General features: G+C 71.7%; 19 protein-coding genes. 8 read left to right on the forward strand and 11 right to left on the reverse strand.

Features of this window, described 5'->3' with window-relative positions; translation table 11 throughout:
* The first annotated feature begins 372 nt into the window (after positions 1-372).
* Genes E1288_RS23255 through E1288_RS23270 form a run of 4 tightly spaced genes read left to right on the forward strand, consistent with a single transcriptional unit; the run spans position 373 to position 5,036 of the window.
* Positions 373-3,330: a nitrate- and nitrite sensing domain-containing protein gene (locus tag E1288_RS23255; RefSeq protein ID WP_132488430.1), complete on the forward strand. Its 2,958-nt coding sequence runs from the start codon at positions 373-375 to the stop codon at positions 3,328-3,330.
* Positions 3,331-3,384: 54 nt separating this feature from the next.
* The gene (locus tag E1288_RS23260; protein WP_132488432.1) at positions 3,385-3,825 is read left to right on the forward strand and encodes a roadblock/LC7 domain-containing protein; all 441 of its coding nucleotides are present in this window, start codon (positions 3,385-3,387) and stop codon (positions 3,823-3,825) included.
* Positions 3,826-3,832: 7 nt separating this feature from the next.
* Positions 3,833-4,426, forward strand: coding sequence for a DUF742 domain-containing protein (locus E1288_RS23265; RefSeq protein ID WP_132488434.1), 594 nt, complete (start codon positions 3,833-3,835; stop codon positions 4,424-4,426).
* Positions 4,407-5,036, forward strand: coding sequence for a GTP-binding protein (locus E1288_RS23270; protein ID WP_132488436.1), 630 nt, complete (start codon positions 4,407-4,409; stop codon positions 5,034-5,036). Before E1288_RS23265 ends, E1288_RS23270 begins: the two co-directional genes overlap by 20 nt.
* A 57-nt stretch (positions 5,037-5,093) precedes the next feature.
* On the opposite strand, the gene E1288_RS23275 is transcribed toward E1288_RS23270, so the two are convergent.
* Together E1288_RS23275 and E1288_RS23280 are read right to left on the reverse strand one after the other, a co-directional pair.
* Positions 5,094-5,909: an SAM-dependent methyltransferase gene (locus tag E1288_RS23275; protein WP_132488438.1), complete on the reverse strand. Its 816-nt coding sequence runs from the start codon at positions 5,907-5,909 to the stop codon at positions 5,094-5,096.
* Between the two features lie 77 nt (positions 5,910-5,986).
* Complete coding sequence (locus E1288_RS23280; protein WP_132488440.1) at positions 5,987-7,090, reverse strand: winged helix DNA-binding domain-containing protein; 1,104 nt, start codon at positions 7,088-7,090, stop codon at positions 5,987-5,989.
* Positions 7,091-7,207: 117 nt separating this feature from the next.
* Between E1288_RS23280 and E1288_RS23285 the strand changes: the two genes are divergently transcribed.
* Complete coding sequence (locus E1288_RS23285; protein ID WP_132488442.1) at positions 7,208-7,951, forward strand: decaprenylphospho-beta-D-erythro-pentofuranosid-2-ulose 2-reductase; 744 nt, start codon at positions 7,208-7,210, stop codon at positions 7,949-7,951.
* A 273-nt stretch (positions 7,952-8,224) separates the two neighbouring features.
* Here E1288_RS23285 and E1288_RS23290 read toward each other — a convergent pair whose 3' ends face one another.
* On the reverse strand, positions 8,225-8,935 hold the full coding sequence (locus tag E1288_RS23290; RefSeq protein WP_132488444.1) for an ArsR/SmtB family transcription factor: 711 nt from the start codon (positions 8,933-8,935) through the stop codon (positions 8,225-8,227).
* A 64-nt stretch (positions 8,936-8,999) separates the two neighbouring features.
* On the opposite strand from E1288_RS23290, the gene E1288_RS23295 reads away from it, so the two are divergent.
* The gene (locus E1288_RS23295; protein ID WP_132488446.1) at positions 9,000-9,788 is read left to right on the forward strand and encodes an isocitrate lyase/PEP mutase family protein; all 789 of its coding nucleotides are present in this window, start codon (positions 9,000-9,002) and stop codon (positions 9,786-9,788) included.
* Here E1288_RS23295 and E1288_RS23300 read toward each other — a convergent pair.
* From E1288_RS23300 to E1288_RS23325, 6 genes are all read right to left on the reverse strand, one after another.
* Positions 9,743-10,486 carry a dienelactone hydrolase family protein gene (locus E1288_RS23300; RefSeq protein ID WP_132488448.1) on the reverse strand — a complete coding sequence of 248 codons (744 nt, stop codon included), beginning with the start codon at positions 10,484-10,486 and terminating at the stop codon, positions 9,743-9,745. The two genes, E1288_RS23295 and E1288_RS23300, sit on opposite strands and share 46 nt — an antisense overlap.
* Before the next feature lie 276 nt (positions 10,487-10,762).
* On the reverse strand, positions 10,763-12,268 hold the full coding sequence (locus E1288_RS23305; RefSeq protein WP_132488450.1) for a PucR family transcriptional regulator: 1,506 nt from the start codon (positions 12,266-12,268) through the stop codon (positions 10,763-10,765).
* Positions 12,265-13,344, reverse strand: a complete 1,080-nt coding sequence (locus tag E1288_RS23310) for a DUF917 domain-containing protein (RefSeq protein WP_132488452.1) — start codon at positions 13,342-13,344, stop codon at positions 12,265-12,267. The genes E1288_RS23305 and E1288_RS23310 overlap by 4 nt, the downstream gene beginning before the upstream one ends.
* Positions 13,345-13,434: 90 nt before the next feature.
* On the reverse strand, positions 13,435-14,535 hold the full coding sequence (locus E1288_RS23315) for a DUF917 domain-containing protein (RefSeq protein ID WP_132488454.1): 1,101 nt from the start codon (positions 14,533-14,535) through the stop codon (positions 13,435-13,437).
* On the reverse strand, positions 14,532-15,602 hold the full coding sequence (locus tag E1288_RS23320; RefSeq protein ID WP_207954508.1) for a DUF917 domain-containing protein: 1,071 nt from the start codon (positions 15,600-15,602) through the stop codon (positions 14,532-14,534). The genes E1288_RS23315 and E1288_RS23320 overlap by 4 nt, the downstream gene beginning before the upstream one ends.
* Before the next feature lie 2 nt (positions 15,603-15,604).
* Entirely contained in the window at positions 15,605-16,885 is a 1,281-nt protein-coding gene (locus E1288_RS23325) for a hydantoinase/oxoprolinase family protein (RefSeq protein WP_235883756.1), read from the reverse strand.
* Between E1288_RS23325 and E1288_RS23330 the strand changes: the two genes are divergently transcribed.
* Positions 16,860-17,672, forward strand: coding sequence for an erythromycin esterase family protein (locus E1288_RS23330; protein ID WP_207954509.1), 813 nt, complete (start codon positions 16,860-16,862; stop codon positions 17,670-17,672). The genes E1288_RS23325 and E1288_RS23330 overlap by 26 nt on opposite strands.
* A gap of 57 nt (positions 17,673-17,729) precedes the next feature.
* Positions 17,730-19,991 (forward strand): molybdopterin-dependent oxidoreductase, encoded by a 2,262-nt coding sequence (locus E1288_RS23335; RefSeq protein ID WP_132488456.1) that lies wholly within the window; start codon positions 17,730-17,732, stop codon positions 19,989-19,991.
* Positions 19,992-20,137: 146 nt separating this feature from the next.
* Here E1288_RS23335 and E1288_RS23340 read toward each other — a convergent pair whose 3' ends face one another.
* Both E1288_RS23340 and E1288_RS23345 read right to left on the reverse strand, forming a co-directional pair.
* Positions 20,138-21,214, reverse strand: a complete 1,077-nt coding sequence (locus E1288_RS23340) for a peroxidase-related enzyme (protein ID WP_132488458.1) — start codon at positions 21,212-21,214, stop codon at positions 20,138-20,140.
* A gap of 74 nt (positions 21,215-21,288) precedes the next feature.
* Entirely contained in the window at positions 21,289-21,699 is a 411-nt protein-coding gene (locus E1288_RS23345; RefSeq protein WP_132488460.1) for a VOC family protein, read from the reverse strand.
* Positions 21,700-21,731 lie beyond the last annotated feature (32 nt).

A 21,731-nucleotide genomic window follows, 5' to 3' on the forward strand; every position in this document is an offset into this window, starting at 1 on the left:
TGTTTGTCGTAGCGGAATGGGAAAAAGCCCCCGGTGCTATCCGCGGTCCTGGGCCTTATAGTGCTTGGGCACTGAAAGACAGTCGCGCGATCTGGAAGGTCACGGTTCGGTACCAGTGTTCGAAATGCGCCAACCGGGGACGCTCATAGTTACTCTGAGTGAATCTGATCACGCATTGGTACGGTGCCGTACCGTAAGCCGTTTCCGGGCGTCGGGTAGTGCTCGACCGCGGCTGGATTTCACCCCCGACAGCCCAGACGACGATTGCGGGATCGCACGCATGCGCCGTTCTCCAACGCATTGTTCGCCCGAGAGGGTCCAGACCTTGGTTGACCTGCACGAGGCCCCGAGCTCGCAGCCTGGAGGGCGCTCGTGAGCGCGGGTGGATTCGAGCGGGTACGCGACAACGTCGTGCAGTGGCGTAACTGGTCGCTGCCGACGAAGCTGGGCGCTGTCGTGCTGGTGCCGGTCATCTTCGCGATCACGCTCGGTATCGGGCAGATCCGGTGGCAGGTCGACCGCGCCGCCGAGTACGGCCGCGTCGCGGACGTGCTGAACGCGGTCGATCGGGTCGAGCCGCTACTCGTCGGCGTCCAGCACGAGCGCACCCGCTCCGTCGAGTTCCTGGTCGGCGACGGCGACCTCGCCGCCGCCGAGGAGCCGACCGCCGCGGTGGACCGGGCGGTCGCCGACCTCGGGCAGATCCTGGCCTCGCCCGACGTCGACACCGGCGTCATCGCCGACCGCTACGGCGAGCTCCGGCCCCTGCTGGACGGGCTCGGGCAGCTCCGCCAGCAGATCCGCGAGCACCGGATCAGCCCGGCCAAGGCGATCGGCGACTACACCCGCGTGATCAACTCGGTGCTGGCCCTCGACCGCGCGCTGAGCAGCAGCGTCGCCGACCGGAGCCTGTCCAGCACGGCGACCGCGCTGCAGGACATGCTGGGCCTGACCGAAGAAGTGCGGCTGCAGCAGGCCTGGGTGCTGACCGGGCTGACCGAGGCCGACATCGAATCGGTGGCGCTGGAGAACCTGAGCGGTTCGCGGGCCCGGCTGCTCAGCAAGATCGGCGATGCTCGTTCCACCGTCGCCGCGTACTGGCAGCAGCGGCTGGACCAGACGCTCACCGCCCCGGCGATCGTGGATCGCAACCGGATGCTCGACGCGATCGTGCGAGAGAGCACCGACAACATCTTCTCCGGCGAGTTCTCGGTGCAGCGCGACGCCTGGAACACCGCCACCGAAGCTTCGGTCGCGTTGATCGACCAGGGCCACGACGACCTCGCGACCGACGTGCGCGCCACCGCTTCGCGGCTGGAGGACGAGGCCAGCAACGCCGCCGGCTGGGACTCGGTGCTGCTGCTGTCCGCGTTGATCGCCGCCGCCGCGATCATCATCGTGATCGCCCGGCAGCTGCTCGGCTCGCTGCGCGACCTGCGCAGCAGCGCGCTGGACGCCGCGGAGTACGAGCTGCCCGCGGCGGTGTCCAGCATCCGGCAGGGCCGGATCGCCGACGCCGTCGTCGAGCCGTTCCCGGTGGACACCACCGAGGAGGTCGGCCAGCTGGCCCGCGCCTTCGACGAGGTGAACCAGCAGGCGCTGCGGCTCGCGGTGGAGCAGGCGGACCTGCGGCGCGGCTACGGCGAGGTGTTCATCAGCATCTCGCGGCGCAGCCAGAGCCTGCTGGAACGGCAGCTGCGGCTGTTCGAGCAGCTGGAGCAGGACGAGGAAGACCCGGACCAGCTCGCGCGGTTGTTCCAGCTGGACCACCTGGCCACCCGGATGCGGCGCAACAACGAGAACCTGATGGTTCTCTCGGGCAGCGACCTGGCGCGCCGCTTCACCCAGCCCACCGCCATGGCGGACGTGCTGCGCGCCGCCGTGTCCGAGATCGAGCAGTACCCGCGGGTCGTGGTGCAGCCGCCGCCGGCGGTCAAGCTGCGCGGGCACACCGCCAGCGACCTGGTGCGGCTGGTCGCCGAGCTGCTGGACAACGCGGCCAACTTCTCCGCACCGGACACGACCGTCACGGTGTCCAGCTACCAGTCCGGCGACGGCACGGTGGTGCTCGACGTGCTGGACCAGGGCATCGGCATGGGGCACGAGGAGATCGCCCGGGCCAACGAGCAGCTGGCCCACGCGGACGAGGACGACCTCGGCACCTCGCGGCGGATGGGCCTGTACGTCGCCGGACGGCTGGCGGTTCGCCACGGCGTCGGCGTCGAGCTGCACGGCGGGCCGGACGTCGAGGGGGTTCGGGCGACCGTGATGATCCCGGCCGAGCACGTCGTCTCGGTCGAACCCGGCCCGGCCCTGCAGCCCACGGCGACGCCGCCGGGACAGCGCAACGGGCACTCGCACACGGACCTGCCGACGTCCGGTGTGCTGCCGCGTCGCGGTGCGCAGCCCGAACCGGCGCAGGACAGCTCGCCGTGGCAGGAACCGGCGACGGCAAGCCTCTTCGAGTCCGGTCCCACCCGGGAGGAATCGCCGACGGAGCACCTCTTCGACGCGCCGCTCGGCATCCCGCAGCAGCCGCGCGCGGTGTCCTCGGACCTGGGCGTCGACTGGCCGGATGCCGAGCCGCCCGCGGAGCGGCCCGCGGCGGAGGCGCCGCTGTTCACCGAGGCATCGACCCAGTGGTTCCAGCCGGCCGGCGAGAACCCGTACGCGAAGGAGCAGGCCGCCGCCGACGATTTCGGCTGGCCCGACGCGGAGGGCGAACCGGCGGGCTTCCCGTCGAGCTCGGACTTCCCGCCGGACGACCGGCGGCCGGAGGAGCCGTCGGTCACCTCGTCCGGGCTGCCGCGCCGCGTGCCGCGCGGGCAGCAGCAGACGGAACCGCCGGCCGACAAGCCCTCCCGCAGCGCGGAGGACATCAGCCGGCGGCTGGCCCAGAACGGTGTCCAGTTCGGGCACCCGGCCGACGTGCCTGCGGAAACGCCCGCGGAGACCTCCGGGGCGGGTTCCTGGTTGTCGGAGCCTGCACAACAGGACCCGTGGACGGAGCCGGCCGGATCGGACGGCCCGGCGGCCGCCGAATCGTCCTGGATCCCGGACACCTCCGGGGCGGACGCCTGGAACTTCGCCGCCGACAAGGCGCGCGAGGCGGCGGAGGCCGCGGCGAACCCGCAGCCGGCGTCGTTCACCCAGGCGGGCCTGCCGCGCCGGACCCCGAAGGCGCACCTGGTGCCGGGCAGCGTGACGAATGCCGAGCGCCAGGCCGAGGCCGAGCCCTTCCAGCGCGACGCGGATCAACTCCGCGGTCGGCTGGCCGACTTCCAGAGCGGTATCAGTCGTGGTCGGCACCGAGCAACCGACGAGGGCTGACATGGATTCCGCAGCGCGAAGGCGTGATCACCGCGGCAACGAACAGGAGGTTGCATGACTGCTCAGGAGATCATTTCCCGCAGGTTCGGCTGGCTGATCACTGACTTCACCGAACGCGTGGCCGGTGTGGCGCACGCGATCGTGGTGTCCGCCGACGGCCTGGTGCTGACCGCCTCGGCGACCTTGCCCAGGGACCGGGCCGATCAGCTGGCCGCGGTCGCCTCTGGGCTGCTGAGCCTCACCCAGGGCTCGGCGAAGTGCTTCGAGGCCGGGCGAGTGGTCCAGACGATCGTCGAGATGCAGCGCGGCACCTTGCTGCAGATGGGCATCAGCGACGGCTCCTGCCTGACCGTGCTCGCCGCCCCGCAGTGCGACATGGGACTGGTCGCCTACGAGATGACCATGCTCGTGGAGCGCGTCGGCCAGATGCTCACCCCGGAGATCCGGTCGCAGCTGCAGGGGGCGCCGAACGCGTTCACCGGCCAACTGGTGTGAGGATGCGATGAGTAGACACTCTGAATACCCACGGCAGGGCCGAAGACGGGACAGCTCGGGGGACGACAGCTTCGCCCACGTCGTCAACGGGTTCACCTTCGGCAGCGGGCGCAAGAAGCGCAAGCGCGACGAGCCGCAGGAACAGCCCGTCGAGCATTACGAGGACCAGTACGACGACGGGTACGACGACCAGTACGGCGACTACGGCCATTACGAGGGCCGGCAGGAGCCGTACCCGGACGAACCCGTCGAGCCGGAGGCGCCGGCCGCGTCCAGCATCCGCTCCTACACCTGGACCGGCGGGCGCACCAGGTCGAACCACAAGCTGGAGCTGGAAACCCTGGTCTCCACGGGGGACGTGTACCAGCCGGGCGCGGCGGTTCGGCTGGAGCACCAGTCGATCGCCGAGCTGTGCCAGCACCCCAGGTCGGTGGCGGAGGTGGGGGCGCTGTTGTCCGTGCCGATCGGGGTCGCCCGCGTGCTCCTGGCCGACATGGCCGAACTGGGGTTGATCACCGTGCACCAGACGGTGAGCGAAAGCGGTAGCGCACCACACATGGTGTTGATGGAAAGGGTTTTGAGTGGACTCCGTCGGCTATAGCGCGCCCCAGCTCGGCTCCGCGCCGCCGCAGGCCGTCAACCAGGGCAGCACCACGTCGACGTCGGCGAAGATCGTCGTCGCGGGTGGTTTCGGGGTCGGCAAGACGACGTTCGTCGGGTCGGTGTCGGAGATCGTGCCGTTGACCACCGAGGCGGTGATGACGGAGGCCAGCCGTGGCGTCGACGACCTCGGCGCCACGCCGAACAAGACGACCACCACGGTGGCGATGGACTTCGGCCGGATCTCGCTGGCCTCCGACTTGATCCTGTACCTGTTCGGCACGCCCGGGCAGCAGCGGTTCTGGTTCATGTGGGACGACCTGGTGCGCGGCGCGATCGGCGCGGTCGTGCTGGTGGACACCCGGCGGCTGGCGGACTCGTTCTCGGCGATCGACTTCTTCGAGGACCGCGGGCTGCCCTACCTGGTCGGCGTGAACCTGTTCGACGGCCAGATGCTGCACTCGATCGAACAGGTCCGCGAGGCCATGGCGATCGGCCCGGACGTGCCGATCGGGCCGTGCGACGCCCGGGACCGGGAGTCGACCAAGCGGACCCTGATCGCGCTGGTCGAGCACGCCATGAGGCACTGGACCTCTCGGCAGCCCGGCTGATCCAGGCACGAGATCGGGGGCGTTCCGGGCAGCCGCCCGGAACGCCCCCGGCTCTTTTCAGGCCTTGCGGGCGACGCCGCCGAGGAGGTTGTGCTCGGCGTCGGACGGCTCGGTGAGACGCGGGCCGTCGGGCCACCAGTCGAAGAGGTACGACAGGCCCGGCTCGACCATTTCGAGCCCGCAGAACAGATCCTGGATCTCGTCCCGATTGCGGTAGTAGCAGCTGCCCATCATCGAGTTGAACCGCAGCTGGGACTCCGTCGCGAGTTCGGCCCGCGAGCTGCCGTCGGCCGGGTTGTGCAGGTGCGAGATCGCGAGGTAGGAGCCCGGCGCCAGTGCGTCGACGTAGGCCGACATGATGCCCTGCGGATCCTCGTCGTTGGTGACGTGGTGCAGGGTGTTGCACTGGATCAGCGCCACCGGGCGGCTCAGGTCCAGGTACTTGGTCACCACCGGGTCGGACAGGATCTCCGCGGGATTGCGCAGGTCGCCGACCGCGAAGTGGGTGTAGTCGTTCTCCTCCAGCAGCGCGCGGCCGTGCGCAGCGACCGACGGGTCGTTGTCGATGTAGACCACCCGGGCCTCGGCGTTGAGCCGCTGCGCCGCCTGGTGGGTGTTCTCCGCGGTGGGCAGCCCGGAGCCGAGGTCGAGGAACTGGTCGATGCCGGCCTGGCCGGACAGGAACCGGACCACGCGGATCAGCCACGCCCGGCACTGCCTGCCGACCTGCACCGCCTCGGGCGCGATCTTCTGGATCTGCTGCAGGACCTGGCGGTCCACCTCGAAGTTGTCCTTGCCACCGACGAAGGCGTCGTAGACCCGCGCGATGCTGGGCTTGGTGGTGTCGATCTGCGGCCTGTCAGCAGTTGCCATGGGGAAGGGTCCGCTCGGTCCGGGGTCGAAACGATCAAGAGCAGGGTATTCCGCCGAATGCGCCAGGTAAACACCTGTTACTGATCGACTTCGGCGATCCGGACGTCGTGGCCGGCATCCGGCTCAGCGAATTCCAGCAGCCGCCGGCCTTCCGCCTCGATGGCATCGGCATCCTGTTCGGACAGCTTCCGGTACGGCTCGACCAGGAGCGTCGCGGAGTTCTTCCGCCGGTCGATCCGCCAGGTGCCGTGCAGGAAGCCGTCGACCAGGATCGTGCCCGGCAGCACGGCGTTCTTGACGGCGAACAGGCGCTTGCGGTCGTCCTCCCGCATGACGCGGGTGCGGTCCTTGTGCGAGAGCAGCAGGTTGTCGAACGGCGGCAGGAAGCGCGGCGGGCTGGGCACGTCGGGATCAGGGCGGGGCGCGTCGGGGAGGTCGAGCAGCTCGCGGTCGTTCTCGTCGCGGAAGCTGCGCAGATCCAGCTTCGACGCGACCGCCTTCAAGCCCGTGAGGCCGGACCAGGTCTGCATGTCCGCGACCGTGGCCGGGCCGAAGGCCGCGAGGTAGCGGCGCAGGACGTCCTCCGGCGCGGGCTCCGTGGCCAGCGGGCGGCCGAGCCAGGTTTCGGCCGTCGCGTAGGTCGGCTGGCCGCTGCGACCCCAGATCGCGCGCGGCGGGACCTGCACCAGCGGCAGCAGGCTGCGGACCGCGTGCGCCAGCGACGCCGGCTTCCGATCCGGCCACCGCTCGGCGAGCAGCGGGCCGAGCTGGGCGGCCGTCCGGGGCTGCTCGTCGAGCAGTTCCCGGGCAGCGGCGGCGAGCTCGGCGTGGTCCAGCTCCGCGATCTCGTCCCGGTGCTGGTTGTTCGTGCGCAGGCCGCGATCCATGATCGGCTGCACCAGCGGGCGCAGCAGCAGGCAGTCGGCGGCGGAGACCAGGTGGACGGTGCCGCGCATCAGCACGATGCGGACCACGCTGCGGTCCAGCAGACGCTGCGCCAGGTCGTCGGGCCGGAACCCGGTGATTCGGGTCCACAGGCCGAAGTACGGCGGGAACGGCGCCTGCGCCTGCATCCCGACGAGGTGGTCGATCACCTCCACCGCGGACCGCTCGGAGCGGCGCAGCAGCAGTTGCCGCTCCAAGGTCGCGCGGTTCAGCTCGCGCAGGCTCAGCACCGTCATCGTTTTCCTCTCGCCGGGGGCCGACCTTATGTCGTGGGACCGACGGGTTCGCCTCGATGGGCAGGGCGTTCGCGCCGGTGCGCGGCGGGCGGGGTCGCCGATGGCAGACTTGCGGCGATGAGCGGAGCGGTATTGGTCCTCGGGGGCCGCAGTGAAATCGGTGTGGCGGTGGCGGAGCGCTTCGTCAAGCGCGGGCACGGCACCGTGGTGCTGGCGGCGCGGCGGTCGGCGGACCTGGACGCCGAGGAGACCGCCCTCCGCGAGGCCGGGGCCACCGACGTGGCGCGGGTGGAGTTCGACGCCTCGGACGTGGACAGCCACGCGGAGCTGCTCCGCGGCATCGTCGACAGGCACGGGCCGATCGCCGTCGCGGTGACCGCCTTCGGCTTGCTCGGAGACCAGGAGCGGGCCGAGCGGGACGCGGCGCACGCGATCGACATCGTGCACGTCGACTACGTCGCGCACATCAGCGTGCTGACGCACCTGGCGAACCTGCTGCGCGAGCAGGGCAGCGGCGAGATCGTCGTGTTCTCGTCGGTCGCCGGCGTGCGGGTGCGGCGCGCGAACTACGTCTACGGGTCGGCGAAGGCCGGGCTCGACGGGTTCGCCAACGGGCTGTCCGACGCGCTGGTCGGCAGCGGCGTGCGGTTGCTGATCGTGCGGCCGGGGTTCGTCATCGGCCGGATGACCCGGGGCATGAGCCCCGCGCCGTGGTCCAGCACGCCCGACCAGGTCGCGGATGCGACGGTCAACGCCCTGCGGCGGGGGCGGCGAGTGGTGTGGGTGCCGCCGATCCTGCGCTGGGTGTTCGCGGTGATGCGGCTGGTGCCGCAGGCGATCTGGCGCCGCATGCCCCGCTGATCCCCGGTCTCGTCCCGCGCAGCTGCGCCTGCCGCATGGGTGCGGTTTCAGTGAGGTTTTTCCGGCCTAGATTTGCGTGGCGGTGACCTCGTCGGGTGGTGGAGTTCTGGTGCATGGCCGCAATTTCCATTGAAATTGAACCTTCGATTTCAATGGAAATTGCGTCAGTACCCGGCGTCGGTGCGGTATCCGCAGGTCGCAGGCCGTGCGTGTTTCTTGCTGCTATGGCGACACAATGTGCTCACGGGCACTGACCTGCAGGGATGTCCGCGTTCACGTCAGGCCCTGGGCCGTTGCGTCGATCGCGAGGAGATCGCGGAGGGCCTCGGCGCCCGGATCGGTCAGGCGGACCGCCCGGCCCGTGCCGATCCGCTTGATCCAGCCGTTGTCCAGGAAGCTGCGCAGGAGGTGGGCTCCGGCGGCTCCGGCCAGGTGGGAGCGGCGCTCCGTCCAGTCCAGGCAGGCTCGGGCCAGCGGGCGCCGGGTGCCGGTGAGGTCCGCGGCGGGGATGCCGAGGGTGCCGGTCAGCCAGTCCACGCCCGCCTCGGTCATCGCGAACCCGCCGGCCTGGTCTAGCAAGCCCGCGGCGGTCATGCCGTCGGCGATCGCGACCCCGATCCGGCCGGCCAGGTGGTCGTAGCAGGTGCGGCCCCTGGCCAGGGCCGCCGAGGCGCCGACCGCGCGCAGGCCGCGCGGCTGCTCCCGGCTCGGCCCCAGGTGGCCGATGAACGCCTCCAGCAGGTCCGCCGCCTGCGAGTTCGCGAGCTGGACGTACCGGTGCCGTCCCTGCCGGCGCTCGACCAGCAGCCCGCCCGCGACCAGCCGGTTCAGGTGCTCGCTGGCCGTCGAGGCGGCGACCCCGGCGTGCGTGGCGAGCTCGGTCGCCGTCCAGGCCCGGCCGTCGAGCATCGCCAGGCAGAACGCGGCACGGGTCGTGTCGGCCAGCAGCCCGGCCAGTTGCGCGACATCGCGTGCCATCGTCATGCGGTCATCCTGCAACACCGACGGTTCGGCGGCTGCCGAACCGTCCCGGTCCTATGGTGCGGGCATGTTCCGAGAATTCCACGCGCTGCACCACGCTGACGCCCCGCTGCTGCTGCCGAACGCCTGGGACTTCGCCTCCGCTGCGGCGCTGGTCGAGGCCGGTTTCGAGGCGATCGGCACGACGAGCCTCGGCGTTGCGGCCGCCCACGGCCTGCCGGACGGTGAGGGGCGTACGCGCACGCAGACGATCGAACTCGCCCGGCGCCTGGCGGACCTGCCCCGGCCGGTCACCGTCGACATCGAATCGGGCTTCGGCGGTGGCCCCGGCGAGGTCGCGGAGCTGGCCGCGGACTTGGCCGCGGCGGGCATCGCCGGGATCAACCTCGAAGACGAGCTCGGCGATCCCGCGCGTCATCAAGAACTGATCGGCGCGGTGAAGGAACGGGTGCCGGATCTGTTCCTCAACGCCCGCACCGACACCTACTGGCTGGGCGACGACCCGTCGCTGGCCGACACGATCGACCGCGCGAAGCGCTACGTCGCCGCTGGTGCGGACGGCGTCTTCGTGCCGGGCATGGCCGCAGACGACGACATCCGCGCGCTGCGGGATGCGATCGACGTGCCGATCAACATCCTCTTCCAGCCGGGACAACGCATCGAGCACCTCGCGGAGCTCGGCGTCCAGCGCATCAGCACGGGCTCGCTGCTGTACCGCGCCGCGCTGCACGCAGCGGTCACCACGGCGCGCAGCGTCCGTGACGGTGCGGCCTTGGCACCCGGTATCCCCGCTTATTCGGTTGTGCAGGACTACGCGATCGGTGGCCGTCGGCGGGGTTCCGGCGGCTTCCAGTGACCTCCGTCCGGGCCGGTCCAGCGCTCGACCCCGGCGCCGAGGTAGTTGCGGAACCAGCTCGCGGCCAGCTCCGCGACCTGGTCCAGCGCGCCGGGCTCCTCGAAGAGGTGACCGGCGTGCGGCACGATCTCGATCTTGACGTCCGTCAACGGCAGCGACGTGAGCAGGTCGGCCGCCTGCCGATTCAGGTTGAGCACCTCGCGGTCGTCGCCGCCGACGATCAGCAGCGTCGGCGCCTGCACCGATGCCAGCCCCTCACCGCCGAGATCCGGGCGGCCGCCCCGCGACACCACGGCGGCGACGCGGTCCGGGCGCCGGGCGGCGGCCTTCAGCGCGGCGGCCGCGCCGGTGCTGGCGCCGAACAGCCCGATCGGCATGCGCCTGGTGGCCGACCACTCGTCGAGCTGGTCGATCGCGGGCACCAGCCGCTCGGCGAGCAGCTCGATGTCGAAGCGCAGTTCGTGGGTTCGTTGGTCGAACTTCGCCTCCTCCGGGGTGAGCAGGTCCAGCAGCAGGGTGCCGAATCCGGAGTACTGCAACGACTCCGCTACCGCGCGGTTGCGGGGGCTGTGCCGGGAGCTCCCGGAACCGTGCGCGAAAAGAACCACCGCCCGAGCAGGCGGTGGCACGACGAGATCCCCTTCGAGGTCGCCCTTGGGGGTCTTGACGATCACCGGCTCGGTTGCGACTTGAACCATGTGAGCCTCCTCCAGTTCCGCAAGCTCCGACTACCCCGACCTGCGTGCGCCGACACGCGGTGACCGGAGGTGAGACTTCTCGGCCGAGTCGCGTTGGGATGGGCCCGGACACCCGGTCGCGGCCGGCGCGGCTCGGGCACTTGTTCCGTGCGGCGATTTCGCGCGAAATCACCGTTCTGCACGCCTGTCAGGTGGCGATTTCGCGCGAAATCGCCCGCCCCGCCGCCTCCGGAACAGGCTCTGCAGCAGCTCGGAAGTGCTCACGGGACTGCTCGCCTAGCCCTCGGCGAGGGTGACCGCGCGGCAGGCCAGGTGGAGGGCCAGGCGTTCGTCGCGGTGGCTCAGGTCGACCGCGAGGAGGCGCTCGATCCGTTCGATGCGGGCCGCGACCGTGTTGCGGTGCACGCCGAGCACCGCCGCCGTCTCCGCGATCGACGACTCCGCGTCCAGGTAGGTCGCCAGGGTCCGGATCAGGTCGCCGGGTTGGCCGCGCAGCGGCGCGATGAGCACGCGGGCCGCCGGCTCGAAGGTGTCCGTGCGCGTCCACTCCAGCAGCAGCTGGGCCATGCCGAGCTGGTCGACGTGCAGGAACCGGCCGGACTCCGGGCGGGTCCTGGCCATCCGCGCGGCGTCGGTGGCCTCGGCGATCGTCGTCGCCAGCCCGTCCGCCTGCGGGTGCGGGCGACCGACTCCCATGTGCGCATCCAGCGTGCGCTGCAGCTCGTGGGTGGCGGCGCGCAGCTGGGCGGCCAGTGCGCGCACCCGGTCGGCCGTCGGATCCTGGTCGAAGGTAGCCCAGCCGGTCCAGCCGTCGCCGTGCTCGACCACCACCGCGTCGATGCCCTCGGCGTGCAGCACCCGCTCCACTTCCCGGCCGCGCGCGACGGTGTCCACTGTGGATTGGCTACCGATCCGGATGCCGACGTGCCAGCCGCCGAGCCCCCAGCCCGCGTCCGCCGCGCGGCGGCGCAGGTCGGCGGTCGGCTCGTCGTCCAGGCGCAGCAGGTCGCTCAGCAGCGCGGCCCGGGACCGGGCGTCGCGTTCGAGCTCGAGCCGGTTGGCGAGCAGCCAGCGCTGCACCGCCGCGGCGGCGACCGACAGAGCAGGCGGCACGATGTCGGCGCGCGCCGCGTTGGCGTCGGGCAGCTCGGTGGCCAGCCAGAGCGTCGGTCGAGCCGTGTCGGGGAGAAGCACCGGGTGTGCGAGCAGCACGCTGTCGTCGAGCTCGATGCGCTGCGGAACCGGCTCGTGCACGCGGACTTCGTTGGTGTGGGGGAGTTTTCCGGCGAGCAGCATGCCGCTGTCGTCGAGCAACGCGACCGGCGCGTCCAGCAGACCGTTCAGCGTCGCGACGATCTCCTCGGGCGAGCGGATGCGCGAGCCGAGCGCCTCGTGGGTCGCCAGCACCAGGTCCGCGCGGTCGAGCGCGGGAGCCGCCAGCAGGAGCCGGGCGGAGATCAGCAGGTCCAGCGGCGATGCGGCGGCCGCCAGCAGCGGGATGCCGAGCCGGTCGGCGAGCAGCCGGGTGGTTTGCAGCAGCTCCCCGGCCGGCAGCAGCACGCCCGCGCCACTGCCGTCGGCGACCCGGCGGAGCAGGGCGTCGATGCGCCAGTCGGTGGCCGGTATCGGCTGCACCAACACCACGAGCTCGCCGGGCTCGACGGGACGGTCGGGCGCCATCGGCCGCGCCAGCCGCACGACGCGCTCGACGTCACCCGCCAGCACTCCCACCGACTCGCGCCACTCCGGCAGCGCGAGCAACCGGCGCACGCTGATGCTCATCGCCGCACCTCCAGCAGGATCGGGTCGCAGTCGATGCCGAAGGCGCGCGGCTCCAGCACCGGCAGGCGCCGCGGGTCGGTCCAGAACTCCGCGGCCGGCAGCTGCAGGACGGTGACCTCGACGCCTTGGCGGACGACGTCGCAGGGGATCGGCACGCCGGTGCGGCGATCGAGCACCGCGAGAACGTCCGGTGTGGACGCCACCGGTTCGCCGTCGAGCATCGCGAACAGGTACTCGTTCTCCATCTCCAGCCGCAGCAACGACCGGCTCCGGTGATCCAGGATCGTCGCGCTGCCGCGGGCGAACCCGGTCCGGCCGTGCTCGCCGGGGCCCGGCCGCCGCGACACCTCGACCACCCGGCCCAGCCCGATCACCCGCCCGCCGGTGGCCGCCGCCAGCTCCTCGGCGCCGGATCGTTCGCCCACTGAAAGAGCTTGCCGGCCAAGGGAAACCGCGGAACTCATGGTGCCGGGAATCGCGCAGGACGGCAGCTCGCGCGCGGAGATCGGGGCGATTGCGAGAACCGCCCAGCCGCCGGAACCGGCGAGGAAGGCGCGCGCGGTGCGCTCCAGCTCGGCGGCGGTCGCCTCGGCGAGCACCAGCACCTGACCGCCGGGCTCGGCCAGCACCGCGGGCGTCAGCCCCTTGCCTGCGGCGGCCACGGAGAGCTGGTTCAGCCGGGGCACGCCGCGCCCCGACAGGTCGGCATCCACCACCGGCAGGCCCAGCTGCCCGCCGACGACCAGCGGCAGGACCCCGTTGAGCCCGCCGACCTCGATCGAGACCAACGCGTCCGCGCGCCGGCCGGTCCACCGCTCGATCGCGGCGATGGCCGCGCCGAACTCCGCCCCGCTGGGCAGCTTCTCGGCGAACACGGCGGTCGCGCCGACCACGCCGATCGGCACCACCTGCGCATCGGCGCCGAGCTCGCCGACCGGGGTGAGCGCCACCCGGTGGCCGGCGGCGAGCCGGTTGCGCAGCAGCGCGGCGCCGGTGACGGTGTCGCCGCCACCGCCGGAACCGAGCAGCGAAACGCCCCGCTCCAGCGCGGGCACGTCCGGCAGACCGATGCGCATGACCCACAGCCTGCCCCACCAGCGAAGATCCAGCGCGGACGGCCCCGCCGTCACCCGGGCACCGGTGCACCCCGCCGAACCCGTGACCGATCAGGGATCGACGAGGTCTTCCACGGGGTGGAAGTCGTAGGGGAGGCCGAAGGCCGCCGGGCCGAAGACCGCCAGGGCCTCCGGGGTTCGCATCAGGTCCGGGGTCGAGATGCCGATGACCGTCACCCGCTGGCCGTAGCGCAGGGTTTCGGTGGTGATCGGCTCCGCCTGCTCGGATTCCAGCACGCACACCAGGTCGGGCACTACGCACCGCACCTCGCCGTCGACCAGCGCCACCAGGTTCTCGTTCTGGAACTCCAGCTCCAGCTTGTGCTCGCCGTCGAAGGACACCGCCGCCGCGCGCCCGCGGGCGAACCCGGCCTCGGTGCGCCGCTCCACGTCCGAGACCTTGCCCCGGAACAGCACCCGCAGGTTCCCGTACAGCGTGTCCTTCAGGACCTCGCCGAGGTGCGCGATCGGATCGCCGTTGCCCTCCCGGGCCTCGCGGATGGCCTTGCCGACGGTGTGCGCCAGCGTGAGCGTGCGCGGGATCGCGGTGCGCTTCACGTCCGCGCCGCTCATCGAGTACTCGGCGATGTGCGCGACGCCGCCCAGCCTGATGGTGATGCCGCGCGCCAGCCACTCCATCCGCTCGTTGTCGTCTCCGGCGTCGATCACCGCCGTCTCGCCGCGCTCCCCGGCCACCGCCATCGGCGACCCCGTCACGCCGTAGACCCCGAAGGTCTCCATCTGCAGTTCCGGGAATGCCCGGCCCATGCCGTCGCCATCCACCACCGGCAGGCCGGTGCGCGCGGCCACCACCAGCGGGATCATCGAGTTGATCCCGCCGCACTCGATCGGCATGGTCGCGCTCGCCTCGGCCCCGAGGTAGGACTCCAGCGCGCGCAGCGCCGACACCGGCTCGTCTCCGCTGGGGATCTTCTCGTGCACCACCGTGGGCGCGCCCATCTGCGCCGTCGGGATCACCAGCGCATCATCGTCCACTTCGGACGGATCGAGCACCGTGATCGGCCCGGACTCGCGGATCGCCTGCTGCACCAGCAGGCGGCCCACGTACGGGTCGCCGCCGCCACCGGTGCCCAGCAGCGCCGCGCCGCGGGCCAGGTCTTCGAGGTGTTCCTCGGTCAGCTGCCAGCTCACCGCGCGACCCCCACCGGGTCGATGTCGTAGCCGAAGTAGCGCGGCCCGGCCAGCTCCAGGCCCGCCGGGGTGTGCCAGCGCGGGTCGGCCGGCGCGGCGATGACCGCGATCCGCTGGCCGAAGCGCAGCGCCTCGGTGGTGACGGCCTCGCCGGACTCCCGGTCCAGCGTGCAGATCAGGTCCGGCACCGAGGCCAGGACGGCGCCGTCGCGCTCGGCGACCAGGTGCTCGTTCTGGAACCGCAGCACCAGCTCGCTGCCCCTGTCGCCGTCCATGCCGGTCAGCCGCGCGTCGCCGCGCGCGAAGCCCGAAACCGTGCGCCGCGAGACGTCGACGACCTTGCCGGTGAACAGCCGTCGCCCGCCCAGCCGTGCGACGACCGCGTCCACCGGATCGGCGTGCTCGGCCTGCGCGGTGCGCACCAGCCGGCCCAGCTCGGCGCAGAGCGTCAGGGTGCCCGGCACCAGCGAGTCCCGGGCCTGCTGCCCGGTCATGGCGTACGTGCTGATCATCGCCGAGCAGCCCATGTCGATGGTGGCGCTGCGCGCCAGCCGCTCGGCCCAGTGGTTGTCCACCGTGTCGAGAACGCCGCGGTTGCCCTTCTCGTCGGCGATGGCCATCGGGGTGGCCTCGACGCCGTACAGCGTCGGCAGCACCATCTGGATCTCGGGGAACGCGCGCCCCATGCCGTCGCCGTCGATCAGCGGCAGGCCCAGCTGCGCGGCGGCGGCGACCGGGATCAGCGAGTTGACCCCGCCCGCCTCGGCGCACGCGATGTGCGTGAGCTCGCGGCCGAGGTAGTCGGCGAGGGTGCGGGCCGCCAGGCCGATCTGCTCGATCGACGGCAGCTTCTCGACCATCACGGTCGGCGCGCCCATCATCGCCACCGGCAGCACCGCGGCATCGGCGGGCACTTCTTCCAGCGGCGTCAGGGAAACCGAACCGTGCTCGCGCACCGAGGCGGCGGCCAGCAGTCGGCCGATGTGCGGGTCGCCGCCGCCACCGGTGCCCAGGATGGCCGCGCCCCGGGCGATGTCGTCCAGGTCGGAAATCGTGATCTCGCGCATGATCAGACCCCCAGTTGCAGGTCGCCGACGGCCTTCGCCCGGATCCGGGTCGCGTTGCCCGGCAGGTACGGGATGGGCACCTCGTCGAAGTCCACGATGTCCACTGTGGACGGGCTCGCACCCGCCGCCACCGCCCGGTCGATCGCCTCCTGCTTGGCTTCGTCGACCACCGACTCGCGGCGGCCCGGCTCGATCGCGTACACCCGGTCCACCTCGCCGCCGATCTGCGCGATCGCGGCCCCGATGGCGTTGGCCACCGCGTAGTTCTCCGGCCGGTGCACCTCGCCGGCGTCGCCGAGCTCGTCCGGCAGCAGCACCGAACCGCCGCCGACGGCGACCACCGGCAGCGGCTCCGCCGAGGTCCGCATCCGCTCGACCGCGTCGGCGTTGTCCGCCGCGATGCGCTCCAGCGCGGCCCGCACCAGATCGCGGTCCAGGTGCTTGACCAGCTCCGGGTCGCCGATCTCGGCGCGCCCGGCCGCCACCGCGATGTCCGTCGCGGTCAGCGTGTCGCCGCCGAACACCAGCGCCTTCGAGGTCAGCCGGTAGCCCACCGACTCGGGTCCGACGGTCACCGCCGACGGCTCGCCGCGCACCAGGCTGCCGCCGCCGATGCCGATCGACAGCACGTCCGGCATCCGGAAGTTGGTGCGGATCCCGGCGACGCTGACCGCCGTGGTCGCCTCGCGGGGGAAGCCCTGGTTGAGCACGCCGACGTCGCTGGTGGTGCCGCCGACGTCGACCACCGCGCAGGTGTCCAGGCCGGAGAGCACGGCGGCGCCGCGCATCGAGTTCGTCGGGCCGGAGGCGAACGTCGCCACCGGGTAGCGGCGGGCGAAGTCGACGTCCATCAGGGTGCCGTCGTTCTGGCTCAGGTAGAGCGGGGCGGTGATGCCCGCGCCGGTCACGGACGACGCCAGGCCGTCGACGATGTTGGCCGCGAGCTCGCGCAGCGCGGCGTTGATGACGGTCGCGTTCTCCCGCTCCAGCAGGCCGATCCGGCCGATCTCGTGGGACAGCGAGATCGCCACGTCCGGCAGCTCCGCGGCGATGAGCTCCGCCGCGCGCTGCTCGAATTCGTGGTTGACGGGCGAGAACACCGAGGTGATCGCGACGCTGCGGATGCCGTTGCGGCCCATGTCGTCGACGGCTTTGCGCAGCTCCGCCTCGTCGAGCTCGGCGATGTGCCTGCCGTCGAACTCGTGCCCGCCGTGGCACAGGTAGCTGCGCCCGGAAACGGCGTCCGTGCTCGGCGTGGTGTTCCCGCCGATCGGCGGGATCATGGTTGCCGAGTCGTTCCGGGGAACTCACGAGCTGGCGGCCGTCGCGCACCGCCTGCTGCGGTTCTTGGTGGAGGAGCTGGGGTTCCGGTCGCTGTTGCTGGAAGGCGACGACGTCGCGAGCGCCGAGCTCGACGCCTACGTGCGGACGGGGCGGGGAGATCCGCGCGAGGTGCTGGCCGGCGCCCGGCCCTTCCTGCGCACCGAGGAAGTCCTCGATGCCATGCGGTGGATCCGCAGTCACAACGAGCGGCACCCCGACGACCAGGTGCGGTTCGCCCTGGCGGACCAGGCGGTCGGGCCCGGGCCGGACCTCGCGGACATCGAGCGCGGACTGGCCGAGAACACCATCCGCTGGCACGAGCGCACCGGGCACAAGATCGTCTACTGGGGCGGCCTCGCGCACCTCGTCAACGGTGCGGCGCGCACGGTGTCGCCGGGGGCGCTGACCCACCGCAACGCGGGCAGCTACCTGCGCGAACGCTTCGGCGCCGGATACGTCCCCGTCGGGTTGACCTTCCAGCGCGGCCACGAGGTGCCCGCGCCGCCCGCGGACTTCGCCGAAGCCGTCCTCGCCGCCGGGCCGGACGCCTACGTGCTCGACCTGCGCGCAGATGCCCCGGCGGACGTGCGCGCCTGGCTCGACGCCCCGACGCGGACGCGGCTGATCGGCCCGCACTACGACCCCGCCGAGGACGCCTCCTACCACCTCTCCGGCGGGTCCCTGGCCGAATGGCTCGACCTCGTGATCCACGTCCGCGAGGTCGGCGCCGCCCGCCTCCTCCGCTGATCCTGGCCCGAGGGCTTCGGCAGAGGGCAGTTGGTTTGCGACGATGCTGAGGTGACCATGCATCGGCAACAGAGCTCGCACTGGGGACTGTTCACCGCGGCCAGCACGCCGGATGGCCTGGGCGTGATCGCCGATCCGGACGACCCGGACCCGGCTCCGCTGCTGCGCAACGTGCCCGCAGCGCTCGACGAACGGGTGCGAGTGCTCGCGCCGCACGTGCGGAAGGGCTGGCTGGAAGGCCGGGGCGTGCGCGGCCGGGACGAGTACGTGCAGGTCAGCTGGGCCGAGGCGGTCGAGCTCGCGGCGGGCGCGCTGGACCGGGTTCGCCGCGTCCACGGCAACGAGGCGATCTACGGCGGCTCCTACGGCTGGGGCAGCGCAGGCCGGTTCCACCACGCGCAGAGCCAGATCCACCGGTTCCTGAACGTCATCGGCGGCTACACCCGCTCGGTGAACTCCTACAGCCTGGGCGCGGCCACGCCGCTGCTGCGGCACGTCGTCGGTAGCGTTGACCCGATCGGCCGCCCGACGGCGTGGCCGGTGCTGGCCGAGCACACCGAGCACTTCGTCTGCTTCGGCGGCATCCCGGCGAAGAACTCGCAGGTCAACTCGGGCGGCATCAGCAAGCATTCGGTTGCCGGGCACCTGCGTCAAGCGCGGGCGCGCGGCGCGCGGTTCACGCTGGTCGGCCCGCTGCGCGACGACCTCGCCGCGGAGCTCGACGCCGAGTGGCTGGCGCCGGTGCCGGGCACCGACACCGCGCTGATGCTGGCGCTGTGCCACGTGCTGATCGAACGCGGTTGGCACGCCGAGGAATTCCTCCGCACGCACTGCGAGGGCTTCGAGGAGTTCTGGAAGTACCTCTCGGGAGCGGCGGACGGTACCGCGAAGAGTCCACAGTGGGCAGAGGAGATCTGCGGCATCGACGCGGCGGTGATCGTCGGGCTCGCCGAGTCCATGGCGACGCGGCGGACGATGGTGACGCTGAGCTGGTCGCTGCAGCGCGCCCGCCACGGCGAGCAGCCGCTGTGGGCGGGCATCGCGCTGGCGTGCGTGCTCGGCCAGATCGGCCTGCCCGGCGGGGGATTCGGCCACGGTTACGGCTCGATGGCCGGCATCGGGGTGCGCCCGTTGCCGTACCGGTTGCCGACGTTGCCGCAGGGTGTGAACCCCGTGCGCCAGTTCATCCCGGTCGCGCGCATCGCGGACATGCTGCTGAACCCGGGGCAGGAGTACGAGTACAACGGCGAACGGCGCACTTACCCGGACATCAGGCTGGTGTACTGGGCCGGCGGGAACCCGTTCCACCACCACCAGGACCTGACGCGGCTCGCCGAGGCGTTCAACCGCCCCGAGGCGGTCATCGTGCACGACCCGTTCTGGACGGCGACGGCGCGGCACGCCGACATCGTGTTCCCGGCCACGACCACGCTGGAGCGCAACGACCTTGGCTGCGCCAGGGAGGATCGCGCGCTGGTGGCCATGCGCCAGGTGGTTCCGCCGCTCGGGGAGGCCCGGTCGGACTTCGAGATCTTCGCCGCCCTGGCCGAGAAGCTCGGGCTGGCGCAGGAGTTCACCGAGGGCCGCGACGAGCGGGCCTGGCTGGAGCACCTGTACGAGCAGTGGCGGCAGAACTTCGATCCGGGCCTGGACTTCGCGCAGTTCTGGGAGAACGGTCGGCTGGACCTGCCGGGAGAACCGGACGACCAGGTCCTCTACGACCGGTTCCGCGCCGACCCGGCCGGGAACCCGCTGCCGACGCCGAGCGGGCGGATCGAGCTGTTCTCGCAGCGCATCGACTCCTTCGGCTACGCCGACTGCCCCGGCCACCCGGCCTGGCTGGTCCCGGAGGAGCTGCAGGTCCCACCGGGATCGGGCGAGTTCCCGCTGTTCCTGGTCGCGAACAACCCGGCGACCCGCCTGCACAGCCAGCTCGACCACGGCGCGACCAGCGCGGATTCCAAGGTCCACGACCGGGAACCGATGCGCATCCACCCCGCCGACGCGGCGGCGCGAGGACTGTCCACAGGGGACATCGCGCGGGTCGTGAGCGCCACGGGCAGCGCCCTAGCAGCGGTGGTGATCAGCGACGCCGTGCGACCCGGCGTGGTCCAGCTCTCGACCGGCGCCTGGTTCGATCCGAGCGCGCCCGAGGTCGCGACCTGCATCCACGGCAACCCGAACGCGGTGACGCGGGACATCGGAACTTCGAGCCTGGCCCAGGGCTGCACGGGCCAGCTGACCCGGATCGAGGTCCGACGCCACGAGGATCCGCCGCCGCCCCTGCGGACCCTGACCCCTCCGATCGCCCCGAGGTGACCGGCCCGAATCCCGGTTTTCCCGCAATTTCAATGGAAATCAGACCTTCGATTTCAATGGAAATTGCGGCAGTCATCCACAGCCTCCGGCGTGTCGTGCGCCCGACACGCCGGAGGTGTGCAGTTTCAATTGAAACTGGGGGGATGTCAGGCGGCGGCGTTGCCGAGGGTCATCAGCAGTCGGTTGTCCCAGGTGAACATCGCCGAGACCGCCACGAGATCGCGGACGTCGTCGGCGCTGAGGCCGACGGCGTGCAGGCGGCGGATGTCGGCGGCGGACAGCGCCGCCGGAGTGGGGGCGAGGGCACCTGCGGTGTCGACGATGGCGCGCCGGCGCGGATCCGCCACCGCCGCCGGGCCCGCCTCCGCGAGCGCCACGGCGGTGATCTGGTCGCCCGACAACTGCACTTGGCGGCGGCCGTGCACCCCGGCGCAGTACTCGCAGCCGGTGATCAGCGACGTGGCGAGCGCGGCCAGCTCGCGGTCGGCCGGGTCGAGCGCGCCGGAACCGCTCATGATCGCGTTGTGCAGCGCGGTGCGCTCCGCCAGCAACTCCGGATCGTGCCGCAGCGTCAGGTAGAACGGCGACCACTGCGCCCCGGCGGATTCCTCCGGCGCATCAGCCGGATCGACCCACGGAACCCAGCGCAGCGCCCGGAACGCGTCGGCGGGGGCGGGGAGTTCGCAGCCGTCGGCGGTGGCCCCGGTCTCGATGGTGTTCACCGGGCCGTCGGGAACCGGCCCGTCCCCGGCCTCCTCGACGAGCGACAATCCGAGCAGCAACCGGACCCGGTAGCTGACGTACGCGACGATTTGCGCCGCGGCCACCACCTGCGCGGAGCTGAACCCGTGCTCCCGCAGCGCGGTGATCTCGTCGAATCCCGCATCGGCCGGGTCCAGCGCAACCTGCTCGCAGTGCGCGAGCAACGCTTGCAGCGCCTCCGGAAGTTCGGACCAGCGCTCGACGTCGAGGACCACCTCGGCGGCGCCGTCCCCGGCCAGCGAATCGAGCTGTGCGGCCAGCTCGTCCGCGTATTCCTGGTGTTCGTTGACCAGCGCGACGCGCAACGCGATCCGGGCCCGATCGGCGTGGCTGAGCACGGATTCGTCGGCCGGGCGCAGCACAGCGGCATCAACGCTCGCGGTCAACTCGCGCACGTCCGGCCGCAGCACGGCCAACGCCTCTTCGGTCCGGCTGACGCGCTCGCTGCCGACGATCGTCATAAGCATCCCATCCGCTAGAACGGCTTCTCCCGCAATAGTTTTCCATTGCGCGCTCCAGCGGTGATCCCGGGCTGTCAGCCGGGGAGGTTCAGTTGCCAGGAGACGCCGAAGCGGTCGTTCACCCAGCCGAACTTGGGGCTGAAGCCGTAGGAGCCCAGCGGCATCAGCGCGGCGCCGCCCTCGACGAGCGCCGCGTAAGCGCCGTCGAGCTCGGCTTCCGTGCGGCAGTTGACGAACAGCGACATCGACGGCGTGAAGGTGAAGGCGTGCGACACGTGGCTGTCGATGCACATGAACTGCTGGCCGAGGATCGTGAACGTGGCGAGCTGCACGGTTCCCTCGTCGCCCGGACCGTCGGCGCCGTAGCGGGTGATGTCGAGGATCTCGCTGTCCTCGAACAGCGAGGTGTAGAAGTTCATCGCCTCCTCCGCCTTGCCCTCGAACATCAGGAACGTCGTGATCCGCGGGGAATCCGGGCTGGTCATCGTGGCTGCTCCCTCGAATGCCGGTTTCGCGC

Source organism: Saccharopolyspora elongata (assembly GCF_004348985.1).
Classification (GTDB): Bacteria; Actinomycetota; Actinomycetes; order Mycobacteriales; family Pseudonocardiaceae; genus Saccharopolyspora; species Saccharopolyspora elongata.